Genomic DNA, 20,900 nt, shown 5'->3' with positions numbered 1-20,900 from the left:
GCCTATTCCTTGGGGTTTGCCAGTGCGTCGATGACGCGTTGCTGGTCGGTGTCGGAGAGCTGGTGGTACAGGGGCAGTATCAGCGTGTTTCGGGTCAGCCGGTCCGTCACCGGCAGTCCGCCGCTGGCCAGGTGGGCGTAGGCGGGTTGCAGGTGCGCGGCCATGATGCCGCGTCGGGCGGAAATCCCGAGCCGGCCCAGGTGTTCGAGCAGTCCCTCGCGATCCAGCGGGTATTCGGGCAGGACCTCGAGCCAGCAGGACTGGAAGTTGGAAGTTCCGTGTTCCGGGTCCCGCACCAGTTCCAACCCGGCGATCACCTCCAGCGCGTCCCGGTACCGCTGCACCAGGTCGCAGCGGCGGGCCACCATCGCGTCCAGCTTGCCCAGCTGCACCAGGCCCATGGCCGCCTGCATGTCGGTCATGCGGTAGTTGTAGCCGATCTCCGCATAGCTTTCCGCCGGGGCGACGAGCGCAGAGTGGCGTTCGGCCGCGGAGACTCCCATGGCATGTTCACGCAGGGTCCGGGCTCGGGCGGCCCATGCCTCGTTGTTCGTGGTGAGCATCCCGCCTTCGCCGGTGGTCAGCAGCTTGCGGGGGTGGAAGGACCAGGCAGTGACATCCGCCCCGCGACCGACCGGTTCACCGCGGTAGGTGGATCCCGCGGCGCATGCGGCGTCTTCGATGAGTTTCAACCCGTGTCCGTCGCACCAGTGGCGGATGGGCGACAAATCGACAGGAATGCCACCCTGGTCCACGACGATGACGGCGGTCGTCGCCACGGTCAATCCCCGCTCGAGGGTTTCAACACTGACGTTTCCGGTGCCGGCTTCCACGTCGACGAAGACGGGGTGCGCACCCACATAGGTCGGCGCGTTGGCCGTGGCGATGAAGGAGAAGGAGGGAACCAGAACGTCGTCTCCGGCCTTCACCCCCGCCACGAGCAATGCCAGGTGCAGCGCGGTGGTGCAACTTGAGGTGGCAACCGCGTGTGCCACCCTTTGGTGCTTGGCAAACGCCTTTTCGAAGGCGGCGGTCCTTGGGCCCTGGGCCACCCAACCGGAGGCCACGACCTCGGCGATGGCTTGGGCTTCCTCCTCGCCCAGCCAAGGCTTCATGACATTGATGCGTTCTAGGGCTGACGGTGCGGCGACCGTCGGGACGGTGTTCATTTCAGCCCCGCCCCCGTCTTGGACCCGGCCAGGCGTCCGGCAGCGACTTCCTCGCGCAGCGGTTCCCACCAGGTGACGAGCCTGCGCAGGCCTTCCTCGAGCCCCACCTTGGCGCTGAACCCGAGATCGCGTTGCGCCGCCGAGGTGTCGGCCAGACGGCGGGCAACCCCGTTGACGGCGCGTTCGGGCCCGTGCTCCACCTCCAGGTCCGATCCCATGACCTTCAGCAGCGCCTCGGCGAGCCCCAGCAGGCTGGTCTCGGTGCCGCTGGCGATGTTGTAGGTGCCCTCGTTGATGCCGCTGGCGGCAGCCAGGAGGTTGGCGCGGGCAATGTCCCGGGTGAACACGAAGTCCATGGTTTGGTCCCCGGTGCCGAAGATCAGCGGCGGCAGCCCGTCGGCGATGCGTTCCATCCAGCGAACCAACACCTCGGTGTAGGCGCCGTGCACGTCCATGCGCGGCCCGTAGACGTTGAAGTAGCGCAGGGCGACGTAGTTGGTGCCGTACATGGCCCGGAACGCGCGCAGCATCCCTTCGTTGAAGGTCTTTGCGGCTCCGTAGAAGGTGTCGTTGTTGTAGGGATGGTGGCGCTCGGTGGTGGGGAAGTTCTCGGCCTGGCCATAGACCGAGGCGCTGGAGGCCGCAACGAGCCTGGGCACCTTGGCGCGCGCGGCCGCTTCCAGGACGTTGAATGTCCCATCGACCAGCACTTCCAGGGCCAGGCGCGGCTCTTCGGCGCATTGGGTGATGCGGATGGCTGCCTGGTGGAAGACGACGTCCTTGCCCTCCACCAGCTCGCCCACCAGCTTCGTGTCGGCCAGGTCCCCCTCCACGAGGGTGCAACGTCCCGTTGCCAGTGCCCCGGCCAGGTTGCTGCGCCGGCCGCGGACCAGGTTGTCCAGCACGTCCACCTGCCCGGCCCCGGCGGCCAGCAGCTGGTCGACGACTTCCGAGCCGATGGTTCCCGCACCGCCGGTGACCAGGTATTTCCCACCTGCCAGGACGTCCGTGTTCACGGCACGGCCGCCTGTGATGTCCTTGTTCATGATGCCCCCAGTTTTTCTTGTGCTTTCCGTGTGCTTATTTGGCTACTTCGAGGCGCAGCGCTTCTCCTTGCACCCGAGCTCGGCGGCCGCCCTTGGCAAGGCTGCGGCTGGTGGCCTCCAGGACCGAAAGGACCCGCATCGCCGCCCGGCCGTCGGTCGGCGATGCCAGGCCCTGGCTGATGCTGGAGTGGAACTGCTTCACCATCGCCCCCAATGGCTCGAATTCGTCAAGCGCCGGGGACCAGGTGTCGCCCAGGCGATAGGAGATCGAGGCGTTGCGCCGGTGGGCGCTGTCCTCGTTGGTCAGTTCCTGGGCCTGCAGGTCAACACCGCGGTCGTAGATACTCAGGCGCTGCTGCGGGTTCAGGTCGTCCCACACCAAGGTCCGCTTGGACCCGCCGACCACCATGCGCCTGATCTTGGTCGGGCTGAGCCAGTTAACGTGGATGTGTGCCAGCCCGCCGCCGGGCAGCGGCAGGGACAGGTATCCCACGCAGGCCTTCCCGGCCCCGAGCGGGTCGGCCGACTGCGCCGTCACCGTCAAGGGACTAAGCCCCTCGGGAAGGATGAAGTCCAGGATTGACAGGTCATGCGGCGCCAGGTCCCAAAACACGTCCACGTCGGGCTGGATCAGCCCCAGGTTGATGCGGACCGAATCGATGTAGAGGATCTCCCCCAGGTCTCCGTCGGCAATGAGCTGACGCATCTTCATCACCGCAGGGGTGTAGCAATACGTGTGGTCCGCCATCAGCACCAGCCCGCGGTCGTGTGCGGTGTCGACCATTTCCTGGCCGGCGGTCCCGCGATCGGCCAAGGGCTTTTCCACCAGCACATGCTTTCCGGCCATCAGTGCGGCCATGGCAATGGCCGAGTGGGTGCGGGCGGGCGTGGCGATGGCGACGGCGTCGAGTGCATGTTCCTCGAGCAGTTCGGTGACATCCGGAACCACCGCGGGGTGGCCCACCTTGGCGGACAGTGCCGTGGCACGCTCGGTGTCCAGGTCGCAGATCGCCACCAGGTTCCACAACGGCGAGGCGGAAAGGTTGCGGGCCAGATTCGGTCCCCAGTATCCGGCCCCAATGACCGCGATGTTCAACGGTTGACCCATGTTCGACATTTAGTATGCACCTTCCGGTTTGATCATGACCTTCACGGTCCGCCACATGATCATGAGGTCCCCGGTCACCGACCAGTTCTCCACGTAGTACAAATCGAGGCGGATGCTTTCATCCATTGGCAGGTCCGAACGTCCGCGGGTCTGCCACAATCCCGTGACGCCTGGCTTGATGTACAGGCGCCGTTCGGTGGCCCCTTCGTACTGGGCCACTTCGCTCGCCAATGGCGGACGGGGGCCCACCAAGGACATGTCGCCCTTGAGGACGTTAAACAGCTGGGGCAATTCATCGAGGGAATACTTCCGCATCCACCTGCCCGCGCCGGTGATCCTCGGGTCGGCCTTGTGCTTGAAGAGGTATCCGTGGCCCTCATTTTGCTCTTGGAGGCTTTCCAGCTGGTCCTCGGCATCAACCACCATCGAGCGGAACTTGTACATCTTGAACGGTTCACCGCTGCGGCCAACCCGATACTGGGAGAAGAAGGCCGGTCCTTCGCTGTCTTTCCTGACGATGAGTGCCAGGACGGCCAGCACCGGAGCGAGCAGGATCAGCGCGGTTCCCGACAAAACGATATCCATGGCGCGTTTGACCACGTGGTGCCCGCCGTCGAAGTTGGGCAGGTCCACGTGCATCAGTGGCAAGCCCTCGACCGGGCGCATCCTGATGCGGGGGCCGGCGACGTTCGTCAAACTCGAGACCAGGATGATCTGGGTGCGTGATTCTTCCAAGCGCCATCCCAGCTTGCGGATCGCTTCGTTTCCGGCACGGAGCGAACCGGCGACGATGACGGCATCGGCTCCCGTACTGGCCACGACGTTTTCCAGGTTGGCCAGGCCCGCGCGTTGCAGGTAGGCCGCACCGTGCCCGGGCACCGCTTCTTCGTCGTAGACCGCTCCCACGACCTTGTAGGCCGCGCCGGAGTGCTGGGCGAGCCGGTCGGTGACGTATCGGATATCCGGGTTCTGACCGACGACCACGACGTGGGACAGGTAGTGCCCGGACTTGGTGCTTTGCCGCGTCAACCATTGGCGCCAGAGCCACCGCTCCAGCAGCAGCGCCAGCAGCCCGACGGGATAGACGGCCATGAGGATCCAGCGGTTCTCCAGTGAGTTGGTGAGGATGATGGCCATGGCGGTCCAGCCGGCGGCAACTGCCGTGGCATCGACAACGCGCTTGTACTCCATGGCGCCTGCGCCGATGCGCTGCAATGAGCGGGTTCGATAGAGCGCAAGCAAGAGCATCCAGAACAAGGCAGCAACGGATATCTCTAGCCTCCCTGTGTTCGCGACTCCGGGAAAGATCGTCGAACCGAGGGCGGATACGAACACGATGGTTGCCACGTCCGTTGCGGTCAGTCGCCACGTGAATCTGCGTCGCCACTCCCTGGCGGGTGCTTCGACCGTCACCGCTCCGGTGCGGGCCCGCACATTGGCGCTCACCGGCCACCAGCGCGAGGCTGCATCGAATGACTCGTTGATATTGGTCATGTGAGTGGTCCTTCGCCATGAAACGGGCTCATGGAAGTTGCCCGCACACGCGAATAAAATGCGCTGTACATTGTTCCCCAAGTCCCCAAGTTTTGTCCTACAGGTTTTATCAATTCCCCAATGTCGATCTGTGTCGAGCCTAGTTCTGGCTCCTTCCGGGTACACGCGTAAACGACTACTCGATTCGACTCCGCGAGGAGCCAAGTAGACACTCGGGTCTTACGTACGTACCGACCCACAAGGGGCAAGCGGTGGATCCCCGGGCAATGAAAAACTCCGGCACAACGCACCGGGGAGGTTTTTTACGGAAGGAGCCGGCGGTTGCTGGGGGGTCGATCACGCCCGAAAGCGGATCGCCAACCGCCGACTCCAGTCCTGATGTTCAAGTGATGCCCCACTCGTGGGGACCACTTGCCCCCTTGCCGTGTTCCGGCTCCGGAACCGTGTTTCAGGCGGGGGCACCTGACACGGTCTCTGCCGGGAACAGAATCCCTCGGGGTAACTCAAATACTAGGCAGGGGCCGCCGCGGTCTCACGCGTACGTCCTACCTGATTCTCGGCCGGACACTACGCGGTTTCCGGCTCGTGGCTACTCGGTGAAATTCGCGGCATGGCCACGGCGGTGCCGGCCATGAAGCGAGCGCAGGAAGCTACGTTTCTGTCGCGCCCAGTTCTTCCCGGCCGCTGATGCCGAGCTTGGCAAAAACCCGATACAAATGACCTTCCACGGTCCGCTGGGACACCGTCAGTTTTCGAGCAATTTCCTTGTTGCTTTTTCCCTCTCGAACCAACGAGATGATTTCTTCCTCGCGTCGGGTCAAGCTTCTCTCACGCACCACCGGTCGCAGCGGTCCCCAGGCAGTCCCGCCCAGTTCCTGGATCCAAATGGCCAAACGACGAAGAACGAGCCCGCGGCGGCGTTCATTGCCCTCTGCAGTGAGCTCGTGCAGAGATGAGGCCAACAGCTCCGCGCCCAATCCCGTTTCGCCCACCGAGAACAGCTCTTCTGCCACTTGGTCGATCATTTCCGTCCCCGCCGAGGTAGTCAGCTCGAGTGCCGCCGCCAGTGCATTGCTTCTTTGCGAAACGCCCTTGACACTCAATTGCCGCAGCCGCCCGCAGCCAGTGGGTCCGGCGGCGGTGGAAAGCCCCATCTGCCAACGCATCAGCAGCAATTGGTGTTCGGTGTGCGCGTGCCGTTCTCGCTTGGCACGATCAATGAGCTGGTTCAGTCGGTCCGTGTTGGCCGGGGACGATGCCAAGGCCAGATAGCCTTCGGCGAGGAGCATTGCGTCTTCGTTTCCAAGTCCGTGGTAACCACGCCGTAGCGCGGTTTCCCGGTATTCGGGTACCTGCCGGGCCGCGGCCCCGTGAAGCTGCGCGTCTTCGTAGACCCCCAGGGCCTCGGCCAATTCATGCAGTTGGTCCGGATCGTTGATGGCGAGCTCCGCACGAGCTTCGGACAGCAGCCGTCCGGCGCGTTGCCAGCGTCCCTGCTGAACAGCCGCGAAGCCCGCCCAAAGATGCAGTGTGCCGCTCCAGTGCATCTGCAGGCTCGGATGGGCCGACTCCCGGTACGAGGCAATTGTCCCCACGGCGTCGTAATCCCCCACCGCGATCAATGCCCTCAGCGCGGTTGTCATGAATTGGTAGCCGTCCATCGATTCAACTTCCGAACTTGCGCGAATCAGGTCCACCGCCTCGAGGGCGGCATCGGCCGCTTCAACGAACCTGCCCAGGTCCAGAAGCACCCGGCAGCGCACGTCGCGGCAGTTCAGGAATTCCACGCTCCCGGCGATGCTCCGTCGTTCGCATTCCAGGGCATGATCCAGGAGTGATAGAAGATCTTCCCGCGCCCCAAATTCCAGCCACAGGTTCAAGACCTCGATCCCGAACAGGGATTTTTCGAGGGCCCCTGCTTCCTGCCTCGACCCTCCGGAGGCAATGGTTTCGGTGCGTTGCGCCCAATCGCTGACCAGCGAGCCGATGTCGTTGGCGGATTCGCCTTCCTGCCACAGTGAACTTGCCTCCACCGATTTGAGCTCGCTGATCAATGCAAGGTCCGTCGTCTGTGTCAGCGCGTGCCTGATGGTTTCCGTGAGTAACTGGTGTTGTCCCATGCCCAGCATGGAGCGCGCGGCAAGAAGCGCAAGGAAGGGATCTTCTTCCCAAACTCCCGTGAGTTGGCAAAGTTCCCAGGCCTCGATGAAATCCAGGTTCTTGTTGGCAAGGTCAATGGCGTCCACGAATCTCTCGTAGGAGACGATCTCACCGCTTTCGCAGGCCCACAGCAGGGCCTTCGGGGACGTAACCATTTCCGAGACCTGCGATGAAAAGCGTTCCCACAGGGCTGCGCTTCTCCCGGGTGGGACCAGGTCGCGCAATGCGTGAGCGTATATCGGCGCAGATACCTCGATTCTTGAATCATCGATATAGCGAACAAGACCTGTTCCCACGAGCCGTCCCAAGTTGGTGCCCGAGAAATGCTGAAGTGTCTTCGCTTCGGCGGGTCCTCCCAGGGCAAGGATTTCCAGCGCCTCGGCATCATCAGCATTAAGCCGCTTTTGGATTTCCGAGACCACGGAACTCAGGTGAACGCGATCATTCACCTGCGGTCGAGTCAGCACCAACCAGTCGGGTGACTCCACGAAGAGGCCTTGTTCAATCGCGGCCCGTAGGAATGCGTCAATCAGCATGGGGTTTCCACCGCATATTGATGCAATCGCCTTGGCCGAGGTGCCGGTGGGCGGCTTCCCAAAGAATCGTTGTACGTACTCGGCCACTTCACTGGGTGTAAGAGCACTCAATGAAAGGTGACCTAATCTGGCACCAAGCTGGGTGCTCGCCACCACCGTATCAATGTGGCCGTCACCCACGGCCAGCAAGATGAGTTTGATGGTTCCGGCCAAGGCCAATTGCGAGAGCACGAAGGCGCTCGCGGCGTCGAGGAATTGGGCTTCTTCAACTACCACCAATTGCTTGGAACCCGTGGTCGATTCGAGTCGCTGTGTGAGGTAGCGCAGCAGCTCCAGTTCGCCCAGATGTCCATCGAATTCTATGAGCAAAGGCGAAAGAGCCCCGAAGGCACTTTCACCCAGTACGGGGGAACAAAGCAAGTGCACCGCATTCGCGAGTTCCTCTCCCAACACTTCCAGGAGCAACTGCCTCTTTCTGCTTCCGATCGGTCCGGAAACGACAACGCCCGTGGATCCCGTTCGGTCCAGCAACTCGCGCAGCTCCTGCCGAAGATCGCGCGCAGGAGCCTGGTCGGGCTCGAGACCGGGAATTCTCATGGGGCAACTCGGTCATCTACCCGTAGTGTCGCGACGAGGGTGCTCAACTCCCGCCGTCCTCCCAAGGCCAGCTTGGAATATATCTGGTAAAGGTGCCCTTCCACGGTGCGAATCGAAACACCGGCGTCGCGTGCGATCTGCTGGTTGTTCATTCCTTGGGCCGCGGCACTTGCAACGAATTTTTCTCGCTTGGTCAGGACCTCCAGCACGGGATTGTCCCGCATCATGAGCTCTACATCTTCGGTGCCCGAACGCACCGCATTTCCCTTTCTGCGCTGCTTCAGCCAACCCGCAACGGCCAACCGCCCCGCGACCGATATGCCGGCAAGGATGCGGTTGGACCTGGGCAAGGCAAAAATTGACAGATCGTCGCCGACAAGAAGGTCCAGCGCATCCAAGACGCTCTTTTCCCGGTTCCCGTTGGTTCCCGCGAGCAGCAGGTCGATGGCTTTTGCCACGTTCGACTCAGCTGCGGGATGTGCGTGAGCGGGAGGCGGTCCGTCGATCGTCGCCCCATGATGCAAGGCGACCAGGGCATCCATTGTCTCGCACTTTGTGGACCCCCGCAGCGGCGAGCCATTGAGGGAAACCGCTGAGGCATCGGCATCAACGGAGGCAAGAAGGTCGCTGAACCACCAGCGGGCCTTGCTCCAACGTTCCTGGAAGTCGAGGGCGTTGCAGGAAGCCGGCTCGTCCTTAGTGCGCAGGTGGAACAGCATCGATTTCACAAGCCAACGGTCATGGCCCGCGTCATCCTGCTCGAATTGCGCAAGCACCGATTCCAGTACCTTTCGGTCGTTTCCGGGCCTGTCACCAACGATATTCAAGATGCAATTGACCATGACGAGGAGTTCGAATAGCGCAGGGGAGATATTCTCCAAAAATTCGTTGACGATGCATTTCAGGTACGCATTTGCCCGCTGCATCTCCCCGCAAAGCAGGCACTTCCGAAGTTGCACCAACAGCGCACCCAGGTTCCGGGCAGAGTCTTCAGAGCTATTGGAAAGCTCATTCACCACGCGTGACTCCCCGGCGATGAAATCATGGAAGTTCCCCTCGACGGACAACGACCCGGCGTCCCCCCCATGGACGTCGACGCGTGATTCCGGATGAAGTACTCCCGCCAGGAGCTGGGAGCTGAGCACCACCAGCTGCCGGTGTTCTCGATCCCGTTGGGCAAACCCCCAGCCAATGAGGTGGTCGAGGTCCATGAGCTCGTCGTTCGCCAGCCCACGGATGTGCATGGGTTGCTCGACTGCAATCCGCTCCAACAAGTTCCTCTGCGAAACGGTGAGAATCGCTATTTGCGACAGGGCCATCGACTCCAATTGGCCATCCCGCGGCCAGGGCCTTGGGCCCAGCACCAAATGTCCCTCGTGGACAAGCAGCTTCCCACTGGCAATCGCGTCCTGGCCCAAGGCATGCAACCAGCCCGGGTTGCCTTGGCTTTGGCGCCACATGGCCGCCGTCGCCATGGGTGTGGGAACGGCATCAAATTCTTTTTGCAGGGCTGCCTGGACTTCGTCGATGCGAAGTGCTCCGAGCCGGATTTCGCGATGTCCACGACCGCTGCTGACGGGGGCGAACTCAGGCGGCAGGAACTCGGCCTGTTCGGTCAAGACGACCAAGAGAATGCTTCTGTTGTGGGTCATCTGGGCGAGAACCGCCCGGGACTGAGCGTCCAACAGTCGGGGGTACTGCACCACGACAACCGGCCGCTGGCCGTGGGTGGTGACGTGTTTTGAAATCACCCGCATGACATTGGCCGGGCTAATTTCCTCGTTTGCCTCCAGCTGCGCGAGCAGGAAAGCCAAGGCCCCGTAAGTGAGATGCTGCGCATACGGAGTACCGATGACATGGATCGGCTCGGCCCGCCCCAAATCGTTTCGCTGGATTGCGCGCACCAAGGGCGCCCGATCATCGCCGTGCTCCCCAAGCAACACGATCGAACTGGTCTGGGCGTCACCCAGTGCCGTCTGCAGCTCCCTCAGGCCCTGCCTTCGTGGTGAGTCCCCAAGTAGTTCGGCAAAGATCGATTGTCCAGATACCTCGGCATTATTCGAAATTTCTGCATGCCAAGAAAGTTCCATCATGCTGTTCACCCGTTCCCCAATTCCGGTTAAACCAGCCATGGACCTTCCCCAAGTACTTCCATGGCGGCTCTGTGATCATCCTACGGCGTCTCTACGGACCACGCATCAGTAGCGACGACACTTAGTCCACTCATTCGTCTTGCCTTCGGTACTTAAGTACTCCATCCCTCAGCGGCGACTTCCAGGTCGGAACCGGGAATCGAATCCAGAAAAATCTGGATCAGCCCCTCGCGGGAACCCACATTGAGTCGCTGGTAAATCTGGTAGAGATGGCCCTCAACTGTCCGAATTTTCAGCTGCAACCTGTTTGCGATCTCACGGTTGCTGGCGCCGGTGGCAGCTTCCGCCACGATCATCCGCTGCCGCTGGGTCAACAAGGAAAGGACACTGCTTGCCGAGCTTCTGCCGGACACACCCAGAGATGAGCCCGCACGCTCATAAGCGACTTTCCAGGGTGTCAATTCGATGTCGGATCCGGATCGGACAAGCATTACCTCAATTGAATCGGTAAATGAGCGATGGCCCAAGGCGCGGAGGGCGCCGAGCACTTCCCGCTGCAATTCGCGGTTGTTTCCCTCAAGGCTTCGCACCAATGCGGCCACAAGTTCCGCCACCGGCCCATCGATCTGTTGCGCGCATTCAAGCAGTTGGGCATCGCTTTCCCGGTGGCCCATGCGCAGCAAGGACATCCGCTGGGCCAGCTCAAGGCTGAGGTCGCCGTGTGCGGCGCTCGCGATAGCACCGGCAAGCAGGCAGGATACCGCTTCGCCCGCATGGCCAAGGTGGAAGAGCGCCTCGGCTCGCAACATGGCAATCGTCTGCCCGGACACCCAATCGGCCACAGCAGGCATGGCATCAAGTTCCGCGAGGTAGCGCTCGGCTGTTTCCCGGTCCAGGAATGAGGCCGCCACCGCCGCCGCGGCAATCGCCAGCGGCAGGTACCCGGCGGTATCTACCGTCCGCAACTGCTCGATCTCGACGGTCATCAGCTCCAGCGCCTCCCGCGGACGCCCGCTCAGCACGCTTTTGAGCGACGAGTACAACCCATTGACATCGGTGAGCCGGGGGGATCCCTCCCCACCGATCCACGCCGCAGCAATGAGCTCGAAGGCATTTTTCCATTCACCGGAGAGCAGATACAGGTCAACGAGATGCAGCTTGATGCTTTGTCCAACGACCGGCGGGAGCGACTCCTGCCGCAACGAGAAAAGCAGTTCGCGTCCGCGTCTGATCCCTTCCCTGACCTCGCCACGGCGCACCGAGTGCAGGTTCTGGAAGCACTGCCACCTTAGCTGCTCGTGCCTGCCCAGCAGTGGGTGGATGTACGGTGTCCCGCCGGTGTCAAATCGTTCACCCAGCAAGAAGCTGGTTTCGGCTCCCATGAGATCGAGCCTGCCTCGAAGCACGAGGAAACCCTCCCGGTTTTCCGGTTCCCCGGAGAGGCACGCATCGATATCGACCCTAGTGCGCTTCATTCCCTGCTGGAAGGCATCGGTTGGTGCATCGGGGCTCAGCGACTCAAGAACCGTCGAAGCCAGCTCCAGGCGGATCCGGTCGATTGGGCCGCGCGGATTGCCCCGGGAGCCGGGAACCGGGAGTCCTTCTCCCAGCTCCAGCCGTAAAAGCGAGCGCATTTCCCTTGCCCGTTCAAGTTGACCACCGCGGATCGCCGCGTCCAGGGCCAACAAACGCGCCTCGACCGGAGCGTTTTCGAGCGCCGCCAGTATTTGGAGGCACAGTTCGATTTGTCCCTCGGCGTAGGCCTGCTCCGCCGCCTGCAACCGGAGCCGGGCGCCGGAGTCGATCCCGGAGGCCTGTTCCCACTTCAGCAGGACCAGCGGTGTGAGCGCTCCGTCGGCCCCGGGCGTGTTGCACATTTGCTCGAGCAGCTCCAGCGCGACGCCAGGCGGAGTGTCCTCGGCAATGCACTGGCTGCTCAGCCCCCCGCGCAGCCGCACCTTGCGCGCATACATCCCGCGGATCTCCAGCATGCCCTCGGAATAGATTGAATCCACGGCCTGCGCGGGGTTGAGCGCAACCAGCAGGCTGAGCGGGATTTCCTCGGAGAATGCCAGGATGCGCAGCACTCGTTGCTCCGGCTTCGAGAATCGCCTGAGCTTTTGAACGACCAGACCGCGGCTGCGGGGCCCAGGAGGACCGGCAACGCCATGAACCACCCACGAGTTTTCCGCGAAATCAAGATACCCCTGTTCGCGCCAGTCCAGGGCAACCGCAGCGAGCAGGTGTACTTGCCCCGCCGAAGCGCACCACAATTGGTAGGTGGCAATCCGGCTGATTTCTGCCCCCAAGGCCTTGGCCAGCAGGTCGTGCGTCATGCCCAGGGTCAACGGATGCAGCCTGACCGGATGCAGGTCGACGGCGGCACCCAGGTCGTTTCCCGCCCCGGGTTCCGTCCCGTCCTGCCCGCCGGCGATGCACAGCAACGAAATGCTGCTCGCCAGCGTCAGTGAGGACAGGAAGGAAACGCTTGACGCTCCAAGCCGCAAACCGGCGGGTATGAAGATCACCACATGCCGGCCACCAGCTCTCGAATCCAAGAGCTTCTTGACTACTCCGAGTTCGTGGAAACGGGCCACCTCGCCGAGCCGTTCGATTCGCCGCAGTTTGCTTGCCAGTTCCATGGAGGTCCGGTGGCGTTCGGGATGCTCGAGGTCGACGATCAACGTCCTGTCTTGCAGTTTCAGCATCACGGCCTTGGCAAGGGTACGCTTGCCGACCCCGCCGGGCCCCTCAAGCAAGGCACCGGGACCATTGAGTACCGCCCCAATAGTCTCTTCCAGCAATTCGTAATGCGCGAAAACATCCCAATCAAATTCATGATCCGGCATTGTCGCCCGATCATGATTCGGTGGTGATGCTGATGTCGCGGTCCCCAAACCGTTGATCTGCACTGCCCAATCACCTTTGCTCCCGTGGATTAGTCTGTCACGGCAGGGATCGGATTGGTAGAGCGCGGATCCCAGGAAATCGGTGGTGGGACCTCGCTCGGGAATTTCCCGATCCTTCCGAGGGGCTGTAGCTTGGTGAGTCGACCGGAGCTCGGTTACTGGTAGGACGCCACGTACGCTCCGCTGGACGCATCAAAGATTGCGTATTCGACCCCCTTCACCGTTTCAACCACGAAATCGATCGCTTCACCCTTGGTACGGATCCCGGTTAATGCACCTTCGAGGGATTTTGTCGGCAGCATGGCTTTGAGCATTCCGTGGGTCCCGGGATCGATGTCCAGCGAGAACGACAATTCACCCTCATTCCAATTTGTTGACTCAAAGCTCGAGGCATTCCGGGCATCGGCCCAATCCAGGAGTTGCTTGGCAGACACCATTGGAATGGAATTCCGGATGGCGATCTCTATCAGTTCGGCATCAAAACCTGTACTGAAATCAAAGTGGGTGCCGAATGCTCCGTAGAATCCCTCGGAGCCTGTAGCCCTGTCCAAGAGGCGTTCCACTGCCTCGGGATTCCCTGCGAAGACCTCATCCACCAGATGTGTTTCTTGTTGGTACACATTGATGAGATCGCCGTTCGAGTCGCTAAAGCGCATCGGCAGACCGGAGCCTGTCATGAAGCCTGCACGCTCACGGATCCAGTCACCGGGCCAGTAATAATAATTCATGTCCATTCGAATCCCCCAGCTTCGTTCAATGCTGGCTTGCGTTGACCACTCGCTCCAGGCGATGCAATGCAACCTGTTCCCTGTCTGGGGTGGAAGGTTAGGGTATTTTCTCCGGAATTCGCCCATGGATTGTGAGAAGGCCAACGTCAGGGATTTGGCATCCCAGTCTTCACATCCGGTGGACACATGGGCACCGATATCGAACCCGAGGTCGGTGTAGCCCTTGGCGGCATCGGGAGCGAGCCCCGATKCCGGATACAGCCAAGACGTTGCCCGAAAGCACTCCCACTGCTCGACGTGACAACCGTCCGGACTGAGTTCATTCAGGCGACCAAACATTGTGGCTGTTCCTTTGTCCGTTCCATGGTCGTCCGCGGACATGACCAAGACAGCCTTGGAGAAGTTCGGGAAGTACCAGAATTTGGGCATCGGTCCATTGTCTTGGTTCATGTAGCCGATCAAGTTGGAAAGTAGCCGCAGGTGTTCGTCGGCCTGGGGAATATGGGCCTTCGCTAGATCCAGGTAGTCTCGCTCCCCGGCCCCAAAAAATAGGTCGTTCGGGCGGATGGGCGCAATGCCGTCACGTTCCATGCCTGCCCACGCGGGATTCCCTTGCCGTGTAAGAACCGTGGACTTGGCGAGGTTGAATGCGTATGTTGCCACGTTTCCGTGCCCGTTAGTTCCCGGTTTCAACGTGACTGCCGGCGATCTCGGCGATCCCGACGCGGTGCTACTCAGCGTAGCAACGGCCCGCGTTTCACTCTCCAGCTCCAGCCGGGACGATTCTCCGTGGAATTGGATGGAATCGGCGACGATGCCATTGCCCGGAGCTTGCGACGTATCGACTTGAAGATATCCGTCGGAAATCTCCGTGCCGTGGTTTTTCACGCCAGCGAGCTCAGCAATAGGTCCCACCGGTTCCATGGCGATGAGGTTGCCGTTATTTTTCTTGACCCACTCGGAGATCGCTCCAGCTGCGACCGATCCCACGGGTCCAGCACTCAGGATCACCAGATCGTGGACTTTCAGGATTTGTGGCGTTAGCTGATCGATGGAGATGGTTTCGAAGTTGTTCAATCCTTCCGCACGAAGTATCTCGGCATATTGCGAAGCAAGTTCACTGGCTTCATCAATGACCAGCAGGATCGATCCGCCCGGGCCAAGTTCGAGGGACGATTTTTCGGGAACGGAAAAGGTCCAAGTATTCAAAGTGCTTCGGCTGTTGTTGGATGCGGCATCGCCCTGCACCGAGGCCATATATTTTCCAGGGACCAGTTTCTTCGCGGGCTCAAAAATAATGGATCTGCGATCAACCCCGAATTCGAGTTGGCCATTGACAGAGTTCCCCCGCTGGTCACGTAGCAGCAGACCCATCCGGCTGGAGTCTTCGTTGATTGGTCGGTCCAACCATGCGACCACCGCGGCTTCACGCGAAACGGATATTGCGCCGTCTCGCGGAAAAAGAGAAACGATTTGAGCTTCATCGGGCATGTGCTTGTAGCCCATGGTGCTAGCAAGGAATACCAGCAACCCCAAGAATGCGATTGTTAACAGCACTACTCGATTCGTGTTTCCACGCAAACGACTCATGACGTAATTTCCCCAAATTCACGACGAGCCCCGTCCCCCCAGTGGTCCGAGTCTGATCGAGATTACCGACATGAACACCATTAATCAACACTGAGGCGAAACCCATGAACAGTGCTCGTGAACAGGTGCCGGTCTTTTGCGAGCACCTTGACGGCACTGCTCGTTTCGAGGGAACAGCCGGATCGGCGGCATCGGCCCGGCTTCGAACAGGTGTCCGCCCCCGGGCCCGATGCCCCCTGAGCGCCCGGCGGCTACTCCCCGAGCATCTCCGCAGCCTCCAGCCAGGCCAGCTCCAGCTCGTCCTTCTCACCCTGTGCACCCTGCAAGGTGGCATTGAGCGTGGCGACCTGGTCGAACTTCATGGCCTCGGATGCCACGGCCATCTCGGTGTGGAGTTTCTTGATCAGCGATTCGAGCTTGCCCATCTGGCGCTCGACGCGGTTCAGTTCCTTGCGCGCCTCACGCTTTTCGGCCTCGGTCGGTCCGGCGGCCTCCGGGGTCGCGGCGGGGCCGGTCTTGTCCGTGGGTGCCCCGGTGTTGGACGTGCCGTGCACCCCGGCGCGCAGTTCCAGGTACTGGTCGACGCCGCCGGGCAGACCGCGCAGCTTGCCGTCGCCCAGCAGCGCCAGCTGGTGGTCGGTTACGCGCTCGAGCAGGTAGCGGTCGTGGCTGACCACCACAAGGGTGCCGGGCCAGCCGTCGAGCATGTCCTCGATGGCTGCCAGGGTGTCGGTGTCCAGGTCGTTGGTCGGCTCATCGAGCATCAGCACGTTCGGCTCGCCGATGAGCAGGCGCAGCAGCTGCAGCCGGCGGCGCTCGCCACCGGAGAGCTCCTTGACCGGGGTCCACTGCTTGTCGGTGCCGAATCCCAGCTGCTCGGCCAGCGCCCCGGCGGAGACTTCCTTGCCGCCGACCTCGAAGGACATCCGTTCGGCCTTGATGACCTCGATCAGGCGCATGTCCTTGATCTCGTCGAGCTCCTTGACTTCCTGGGTGAGGATCGCGGTCTTCACGGTCTTGCCGCGCTTGATCACCCCGGAGGTGGGTTCGATCTGCCCGTTGAGCAATTGCAGCAGCGTGGACTTGCCGGCGCCGTTGACGCCCACGATGCCCAGGCGCTCGCCCGGGGCCAGGCGCAGGGTGATGTTGTTGAACAGCGGCTTGCCGGTCCCGAAGTCCAGGGACACGTTCTCCAGGTCGAGCACGTCCTTGCCCAGGCGGGCGGTGGCCATCTTGTTCAGTTCCACGGTGTCGCGGGCCGCCGGCACGTCGGCGATGAGCGTGTTGGCTGCCTCGATGCGGAACTTGGGCTTGGCGGTGCGGGCCGGGGCACCGCGGCGCAGCCAGGCCAGTTCCTTCTTGACCAGCTGCTGGCGCTTGTTCTCCACCACGGCGGCGGTCTTGTCGCGCTCGGCGCGGGCCAGCACGTAGGCGGCATAGCCGCCGTCGAACGGATCCACGGTGCCGTCGTGCACTTCCCAGGTGCGCGTGCAGATCTCGTCGAGGAACCAGCGGTCGTGGGTGACCACGAGCAGGCCGTTGGCATTGGCGCGCCAGCGGTTCTTCAGGTGCGCCGCGAGCCAGGCGACGCCCTCGACGTCGAGGTGGTTGGTGGGCTCGTCGAGCATGATGACCTCATGGTCGCCGATGAGCAGCTTGGCCAGGGCGACGCGGCGCTTCTGGCCGCCGGAGAGCGAGTTGACCTCGGCGTGCCAGTCGACCTCGCCGACCAGCCCGCCCATGACCTCGCGCACCAGCGGGTTCGAGGCCCATTCGTGGTCCGCGGCCTCCCCCACGATGGCCTCGCCGACGCTGAGCGCACCGTCGAGCACGTCGGTCTGGTCCAGGTAGGCCACCCGCACGTCCCCGCGCTTGGTCACCCGGCCCTCGTCGGGGCTGATGCGGCCGGCCAGCAGGCGCATCAGCGTGGACTTGCCATCTCCGTTGCGCCCGACCATGCCGATGCGGTCCCCGTCCTCGAGTCCCAGCGAGAGCGAGTCAAGGACGGTACGGGTGCCGAAGGACATCGAGACGTTTTCGGCGCCGAGCAGGTGGGCCACGGTGTGGTGCTCCTTTTGTTAAGGGGTTTCGATGACGGCGGGCAGGATGACGGCGCCGGGGACCGGGCCATGGACGGACAGCGTTGCCACGCCCGCCTCATCCGAAAGCTGGGTGATGATTTGGGCCGCATGGTCCGGGTTGCGGGCCAACAGCGCCAGGGTGGGGCCGGATCCGGAGACCAGGGCGTGCAGCGCGCCGGCGGCCTCGCCCAGGTCGCGCACCACGCCGAGTTCGGGGGCCAGGGCCAGGGCGGCGCGGGTCATGTCGTTGGCCAGCAGCGGCGCCAGGGCATCGAGGTCCCCGTCGAGCAGCGCCCCGACCATTGCCGGGTCGACCTCGACGGGGGTGGTGACCTCCTCGTTGGCCCGCAGCCGGTCGAGCATGCCGTAGACCCTGGGGGTGGACAGCCCGTAGGAGGCCGGGACCAGCACCCAGTCGGTGCGGGTGCGCAGCAGCAGCGGGGCCAGCTCGTCGCCGACGCCCAGCCCGACGGCGGCGCCCCCCTGCATCGCGAAGGGCACGTCCGCGCCCAGGCGTGCGCCCAGCCGGGCCAGTTCCTCGCGGTTCAGCCCGGTGCCCCACAGCGCGTTGCAGGCCACCAGGGCGGCGGCGGCGTCGGCCGATCCCCCGCCCATGCCCCCGGCGATGGGCACGCGCTTGGTGATGCACAGATCGACACCGGCGTAGTGCCCGGTGTGTTCGCGCAGCATCAGTGCGGCCTTGACGACCAGGTTGTCCGGGCCCAGCGGGAAGGACTCGGGGTCCGCGACCGCGGTGGAATCGGGGTGCAGGAAGACCTGGATTTCCTCGTCGGCGCGTGCGGTGGCCGAGACGTCCTCGTAGAGCGAGACGGCCAGGTACAGGCTGGCCACCGAGTGGTAGCCGTCTTCGCGGGGCGGGCCGACCCTGAAGTAGCAGTTGATCTTTCCCGGGGCGCGGGCAACGACGGTGTGGGTCATGGGGTACCGGGTACGGATGCGACCTTGGCCTCGGCAATCGCGGCGAATTCGGCGATGCCGAGCTTTTCGCCGCGGGCCTGCGGATCCACGCCGGCGGCCACAAGCGCGGCCTCGGCCAGCGCCGGGGATCCGGCCCAGCCGGCCAGGGCGGCGCGCAGCGTCTTGCGGCGCTGGGCGAAGGCCGCGTCGATGACGGCAAAGACCTCTTGGCGGGTGGCGGTGGTCTGCGGCGGGTTGCCGCGTTCGAAGCCGACCAGCCCGGAGTTGATCTTGGGGGCGGGCCAGAACACGTTCATGCCGATGACCCCGGCCTTGCGCATGGTGCCGTACCAGGCGCCCTTGACTGACGGCACGCCGTAGGTCTTGTTGCCCGGGCCCGCGGCCATGCGGTCGGCGACCTCGTCCTGGACCATGACCAGTCCGTGTTGCAGGGAGGGGAAGTGCTCGAGCAGGTGCAGCACCACGGGCACCGCGACGTTGTAGGGCAGGTTGGCCACCAGCGCGGTGGGCGCGTGCGGCAGCTCGGTGACCTTCATGGCGTCGGAGAGGACCACCGTGAGGTTATCCGCCTTCTCCGGGCGCATTTCGGTGACGGTCTGCGGCAGCCGGGCGGCGAGCTTCGGGTCGATTTCCACCGCGACGACGCGGGCGGCGGCATCCAGCAGGCCCAGGGTCAGCGAGCCGAGGCCCGGCCCGACCTCCAGCACGGTTTCGTTCGGGTCCAGCTTGGCGGTGGCCACGATGCGCCGGATGGTGTTTCCGTCGATGACGAAGTTCTGCCCCAGGGTCTTGGTGGGGCGCACGTCGAGTTCGCCGGCGAGGCGGCGGATCTCGGTGGCGCCGAGCAGTGGTGGCGGGGTCGATTCTACGGAAGTCACGTTTCAATCTTAGTTCAGGGCCCGCCGACCGCCGACCGGGGCGTTTGCCCCGGCGGGCCGGGACGGCCGGTTGGCGGAAATGGCCAATGGGCCCCGCCCGGTGTCGGCGGAACCCATTGGTCCTGGTGTTCTTGTGTGCACCGGCGATGCCGGCGCCCCGGGGGCAAGTGCCCTGGGTGTTGGTATTAGCGCAGGCCCAGCTTGCTGGAGCAGGCCGGCCAGTGGCCCCAGCCGCCGCTGCGGCGCAGCACCTCGGCGGTGGCTACCTGTTCGGCGGGAGTGGCCTGGTGCGGCAGGGCTGCGTACTTGCCGCCGCCGGCCCCGCGCCAGCTGCTGGCGGAGAACTGCAGCCCGCCGTAGTAGCCGTTGCCGGTGTTGATGGACCAGTTGCCGCCGGACTCGCACTTGGCCAGCGCGGCCCAGGTGGCCGAAACGCTGCCGGGCGTGCTGGTGGACTTGGGCTTCGGCTTGGGCTTGGTGCCCACCGACACCTCGGCGTCTACGGCCTTGGTGGTGAGCTTGTCGCTCTCGAGCTTGCGGTCGGTTTCCTTGCCGTCGCGCAGCGTCACGGTGTAGGTGAGGGTGCGTTCGCCGTCCTTGCCCTTGACCAGGGTCTTCTTGGAGCCGACCAGGGCGTCGGAGTCCTTGGTGGTGTCGGTGCCGTGGGCAACGACCTTGGTCTTGGTGACGGTTTTGGTCTCGACGCGCACAATCTTGAGCTTCATCTCGTCGGTGACGGCGTCGGTGGCCTTGGCGTTGAGTTCGTCGTCCTTGCCCAGGGTGAGCTTGGCTTCTTCGAGTACCGCTTCAACGGTCTCGGCGGTGGTGTTCAGCTTCTTGGTCTTGCCGTCGACCTTGATCGAGACGTCCTTGGGAGTGGAGATGTCGATCGCGGTGGACAGGGAGGCCAGGGCGAGTGCCGGGCCCTGGCCGATCTGTGCCTTTTCCGAAACGTTCAGCTGGTCCACGACATCGGCGACGGTCAGTCCGGTGGTGTGCACGACGCGGTCGACGCCGTCGATGCTCACGTTCACGGACTTGTTGCGCTTGATGTCGATCAGGGCGCCGTCGGCAACCGGTGCATCCAGTGACGGGGTGACCACGTCGCGGTCCCCCACGGGGATTGCCGAGTCCTTCAAGACATCGCCAACGGTGGCGGCGCGCGTGGAGACGGACTGGCTTTGGCCGTCGATGGCCACGGCAATGGTCTTGCCGGCACCGACGAACATGACCAGGCCGAGGATCAACGCGGTCAAAACGGCTGCTTGCGCGCCGACTTTCACCCAGCGATTCTTAAGGGCATTCTGCACAGGATTCCAAACTTCGGTCGATCCCGGGCACGGGGGCAGCAATGCCACACGGTGGGTGAACGGTTGCCCCCGGCGAAAAACCGGGCGCAGCCCACCGTGTGCTCATTGGTTGGTGCGAGCACAATCCAATTCTTTTTCATCTCATCGATGTTGCGCCGGGGCGCTTGCGAACACGCCCCGTGCAGAATCAAATGCACCCGGGAACCTTCCCCGATCCCGGCTACTAAAGATCAACCGTAACCGAATCGTAATAAGGCCGCAA

At 63.1% G+C, this 20,900-nt stretch carries 12 protein-coding genes; all 12 read right to left on the bottom strand.

Features of this window, described 5'->3' with window-relative positions; genetic code table 11:
• Window positions 1-2: 2 nt before the first annotated feature.
• The 12 genes from BLJ79_RS14570 to BLJ79_RS14510 all read right to left on the bottom strand — a co-directional run bounded on the left by BLJ79_RS14570 (window position 3) and on the right by BLJ79_RS14510 (window position 20,611).
• Window positions 3-1,169, bottom strand: a complete 1,167-nt coding sequence (locus BLJ79_RS14570; RefSeq protein WP_071215482.1) for a DegT/DnrJ/EryC1/StrS family aminotransferase — start codon at window positions 1,167-1,169, stop codon at window positions 3-5.
• Window positions 1,166-2,215: an NAD-dependent epimerase/dehydratase family protein gene (locus BLJ79_RS14565; protein WP_083411324.1), complete on the bottom strand. Its 1,050-nt coding sequence runs from the start codon at window positions 2,213-2,215 to the stop codon at window positions 1,166-1,168. The genes BLJ79_RS14570 and BLJ79_RS14565 overlap by 4 nt, the downstream gene beginning before the upstream one ends.
• Window positions 2,216-2,249: 34 nt before the next feature.
• Window positions 2,250-3,323 (bottom strand): Gfo/Idh/MocA family protein, encoded by a 1,074-nt coding sequence (locus BLJ79_RS14560; protein ID WP_071215732.1) that lies wholly within the window; start codon window positions 3,321-3,323, stop codon window positions 2,250-2,252.
• A 9-nt stretch (window positions 3,324-3,332) separates the two neighbouring features.
• On the bottom strand, window positions 3,333-4,817 hold the full coding sequence (locus tag BLJ79_RS14555; RefSeq protein WP_071215481.1) for a sugar transferase: 1,485 nt from the start codon (window positions 4,815-4,817) through the stop codon (window positions 3,333-3,335).
• Between the two features lie 650 nt (window positions 4,818-5,467).
• Window positions 5,468-8,110: a helix-turn-helix domain-containing protein gene (locus BLJ79_RS14550; protein ID WP_071215480.1), complete on the bottom strand. Its 2,643-nt coding sequence runs from the start codon at window positions 8,108-8,110 to the stop codon at window positions 5,468-5,470.
• Window positions 8,107-10,203 carry a helix-turn-helix transcriptional regulator gene (locus tag BLJ79_RS14545; RefSeq protein ID WP_175475486.1) on the bottom strand — a complete coding sequence of 699 codons (2,097 nt, stop codon included), beginning with the start codon at window positions 10,201-10,203 and terminating at the stop codon, window positions 8,107-8,109. The genes BLJ79_RS14550 and BLJ79_RS14545 overlap by 4 nt, the downstream gene beginning before the upstream one ends.
• A 152-nt stretch (window positions 10,204-10,355) precedes the next feature.
• Window positions 10,356-13,115 (bottom strand): helix-turn-helix transcriptional regulator, encoded by a 2,760-nt coding sequence (locus BLJ79_RS14540; protein WP_139194887.1) that lies wholly within the window; start codon window positions 13,113-13,115, stop codon window positions 10,356-10,358.
• Window positions 13,116-13,267: 152 nt separating this feature from the next.
• The gene (locus BLJ79_RS14530) at window positions 13,268-15,397 is read right to left on the bottom strand and encodes an Ig-like domain-containing domain (protein ID WP_071215476.1); all 2,130 of its coding nucleotides are present in this window, start codon (window positions 15,395-15,397) and stop codon (window positions 13,268-13,270) included.
• Window positions 15,398-15,681: 284 nt separating this feature from the next.
• Window positions 15,682-17,490, bottom strand: a complete 1,809-nt coding sequence (locus BLJ79_RS14525) for an ABC-F family ATP-binding cassette domain-containing protein (RefSeq protein ID WP_071215475.1) — start codon at window positions 17,488-17,490, stop codon at window positions 15,682-15,684.
• Window positions 17,491-17,508: 18 nt separating this feature from the next.
• On the bottom strand, window positions 17,509-18,450 hold the full coding sequence (locus tag BLJ79_RS14520; protein ID WP_071215474.1) for a 4-(cytidine 5'-diphospho)-2-C-methyl-D-erythritol kinase: 942 nt from the start codon (window positions 18,448-18,450) through the stop codon (window positions 17,509-17,511).
• Complete coding sequence (gene rsmA / locus BLJ79_RS14515; protein ID WP_071215473.1) at window positions 18,447-19,328, bottom strand: 16S rRNA (adenine(1518)-N(6)/adenine(1519)-N(6))-dimethyltransferase RsmA; 882 nt, start codon at window positions 19,326-19,328, stop codon at window positions 18,447-18,449. The genes BLJ79_RS14520 and rsmA overlap by 4 nt, the downstream gene beginning before the upstream one ends.
• 185 nt (window positions 19,329-19,513) lie before the next feature.
• On the bottom strand, window positions 19,514-20,611 hold the full coding sequence (locus BLJ79_RS14510; RefSeq protein ID WP_286135429.1) for a resuscitation-promoting factor: 1,098 nt from the start codon (window positions 20,609-20,611) through the stop codon (window positions 19,514-19,516).
• Between the last annotated feature and the right edge of the window lie 289 nt (window positions 20,612-20,900).

This window comes from Arthrobacter sp. UCD-GKA (assembly GCF_001863355.1).
GTDB lineage: Bacteria > Actinomycetota > Actinomycetes > Actinomycetales > Micrococcaceae > Paeniglutamicibacter.
This window is presented reverse-complemented; position numbering and strand designations above follow the sequence as displayed.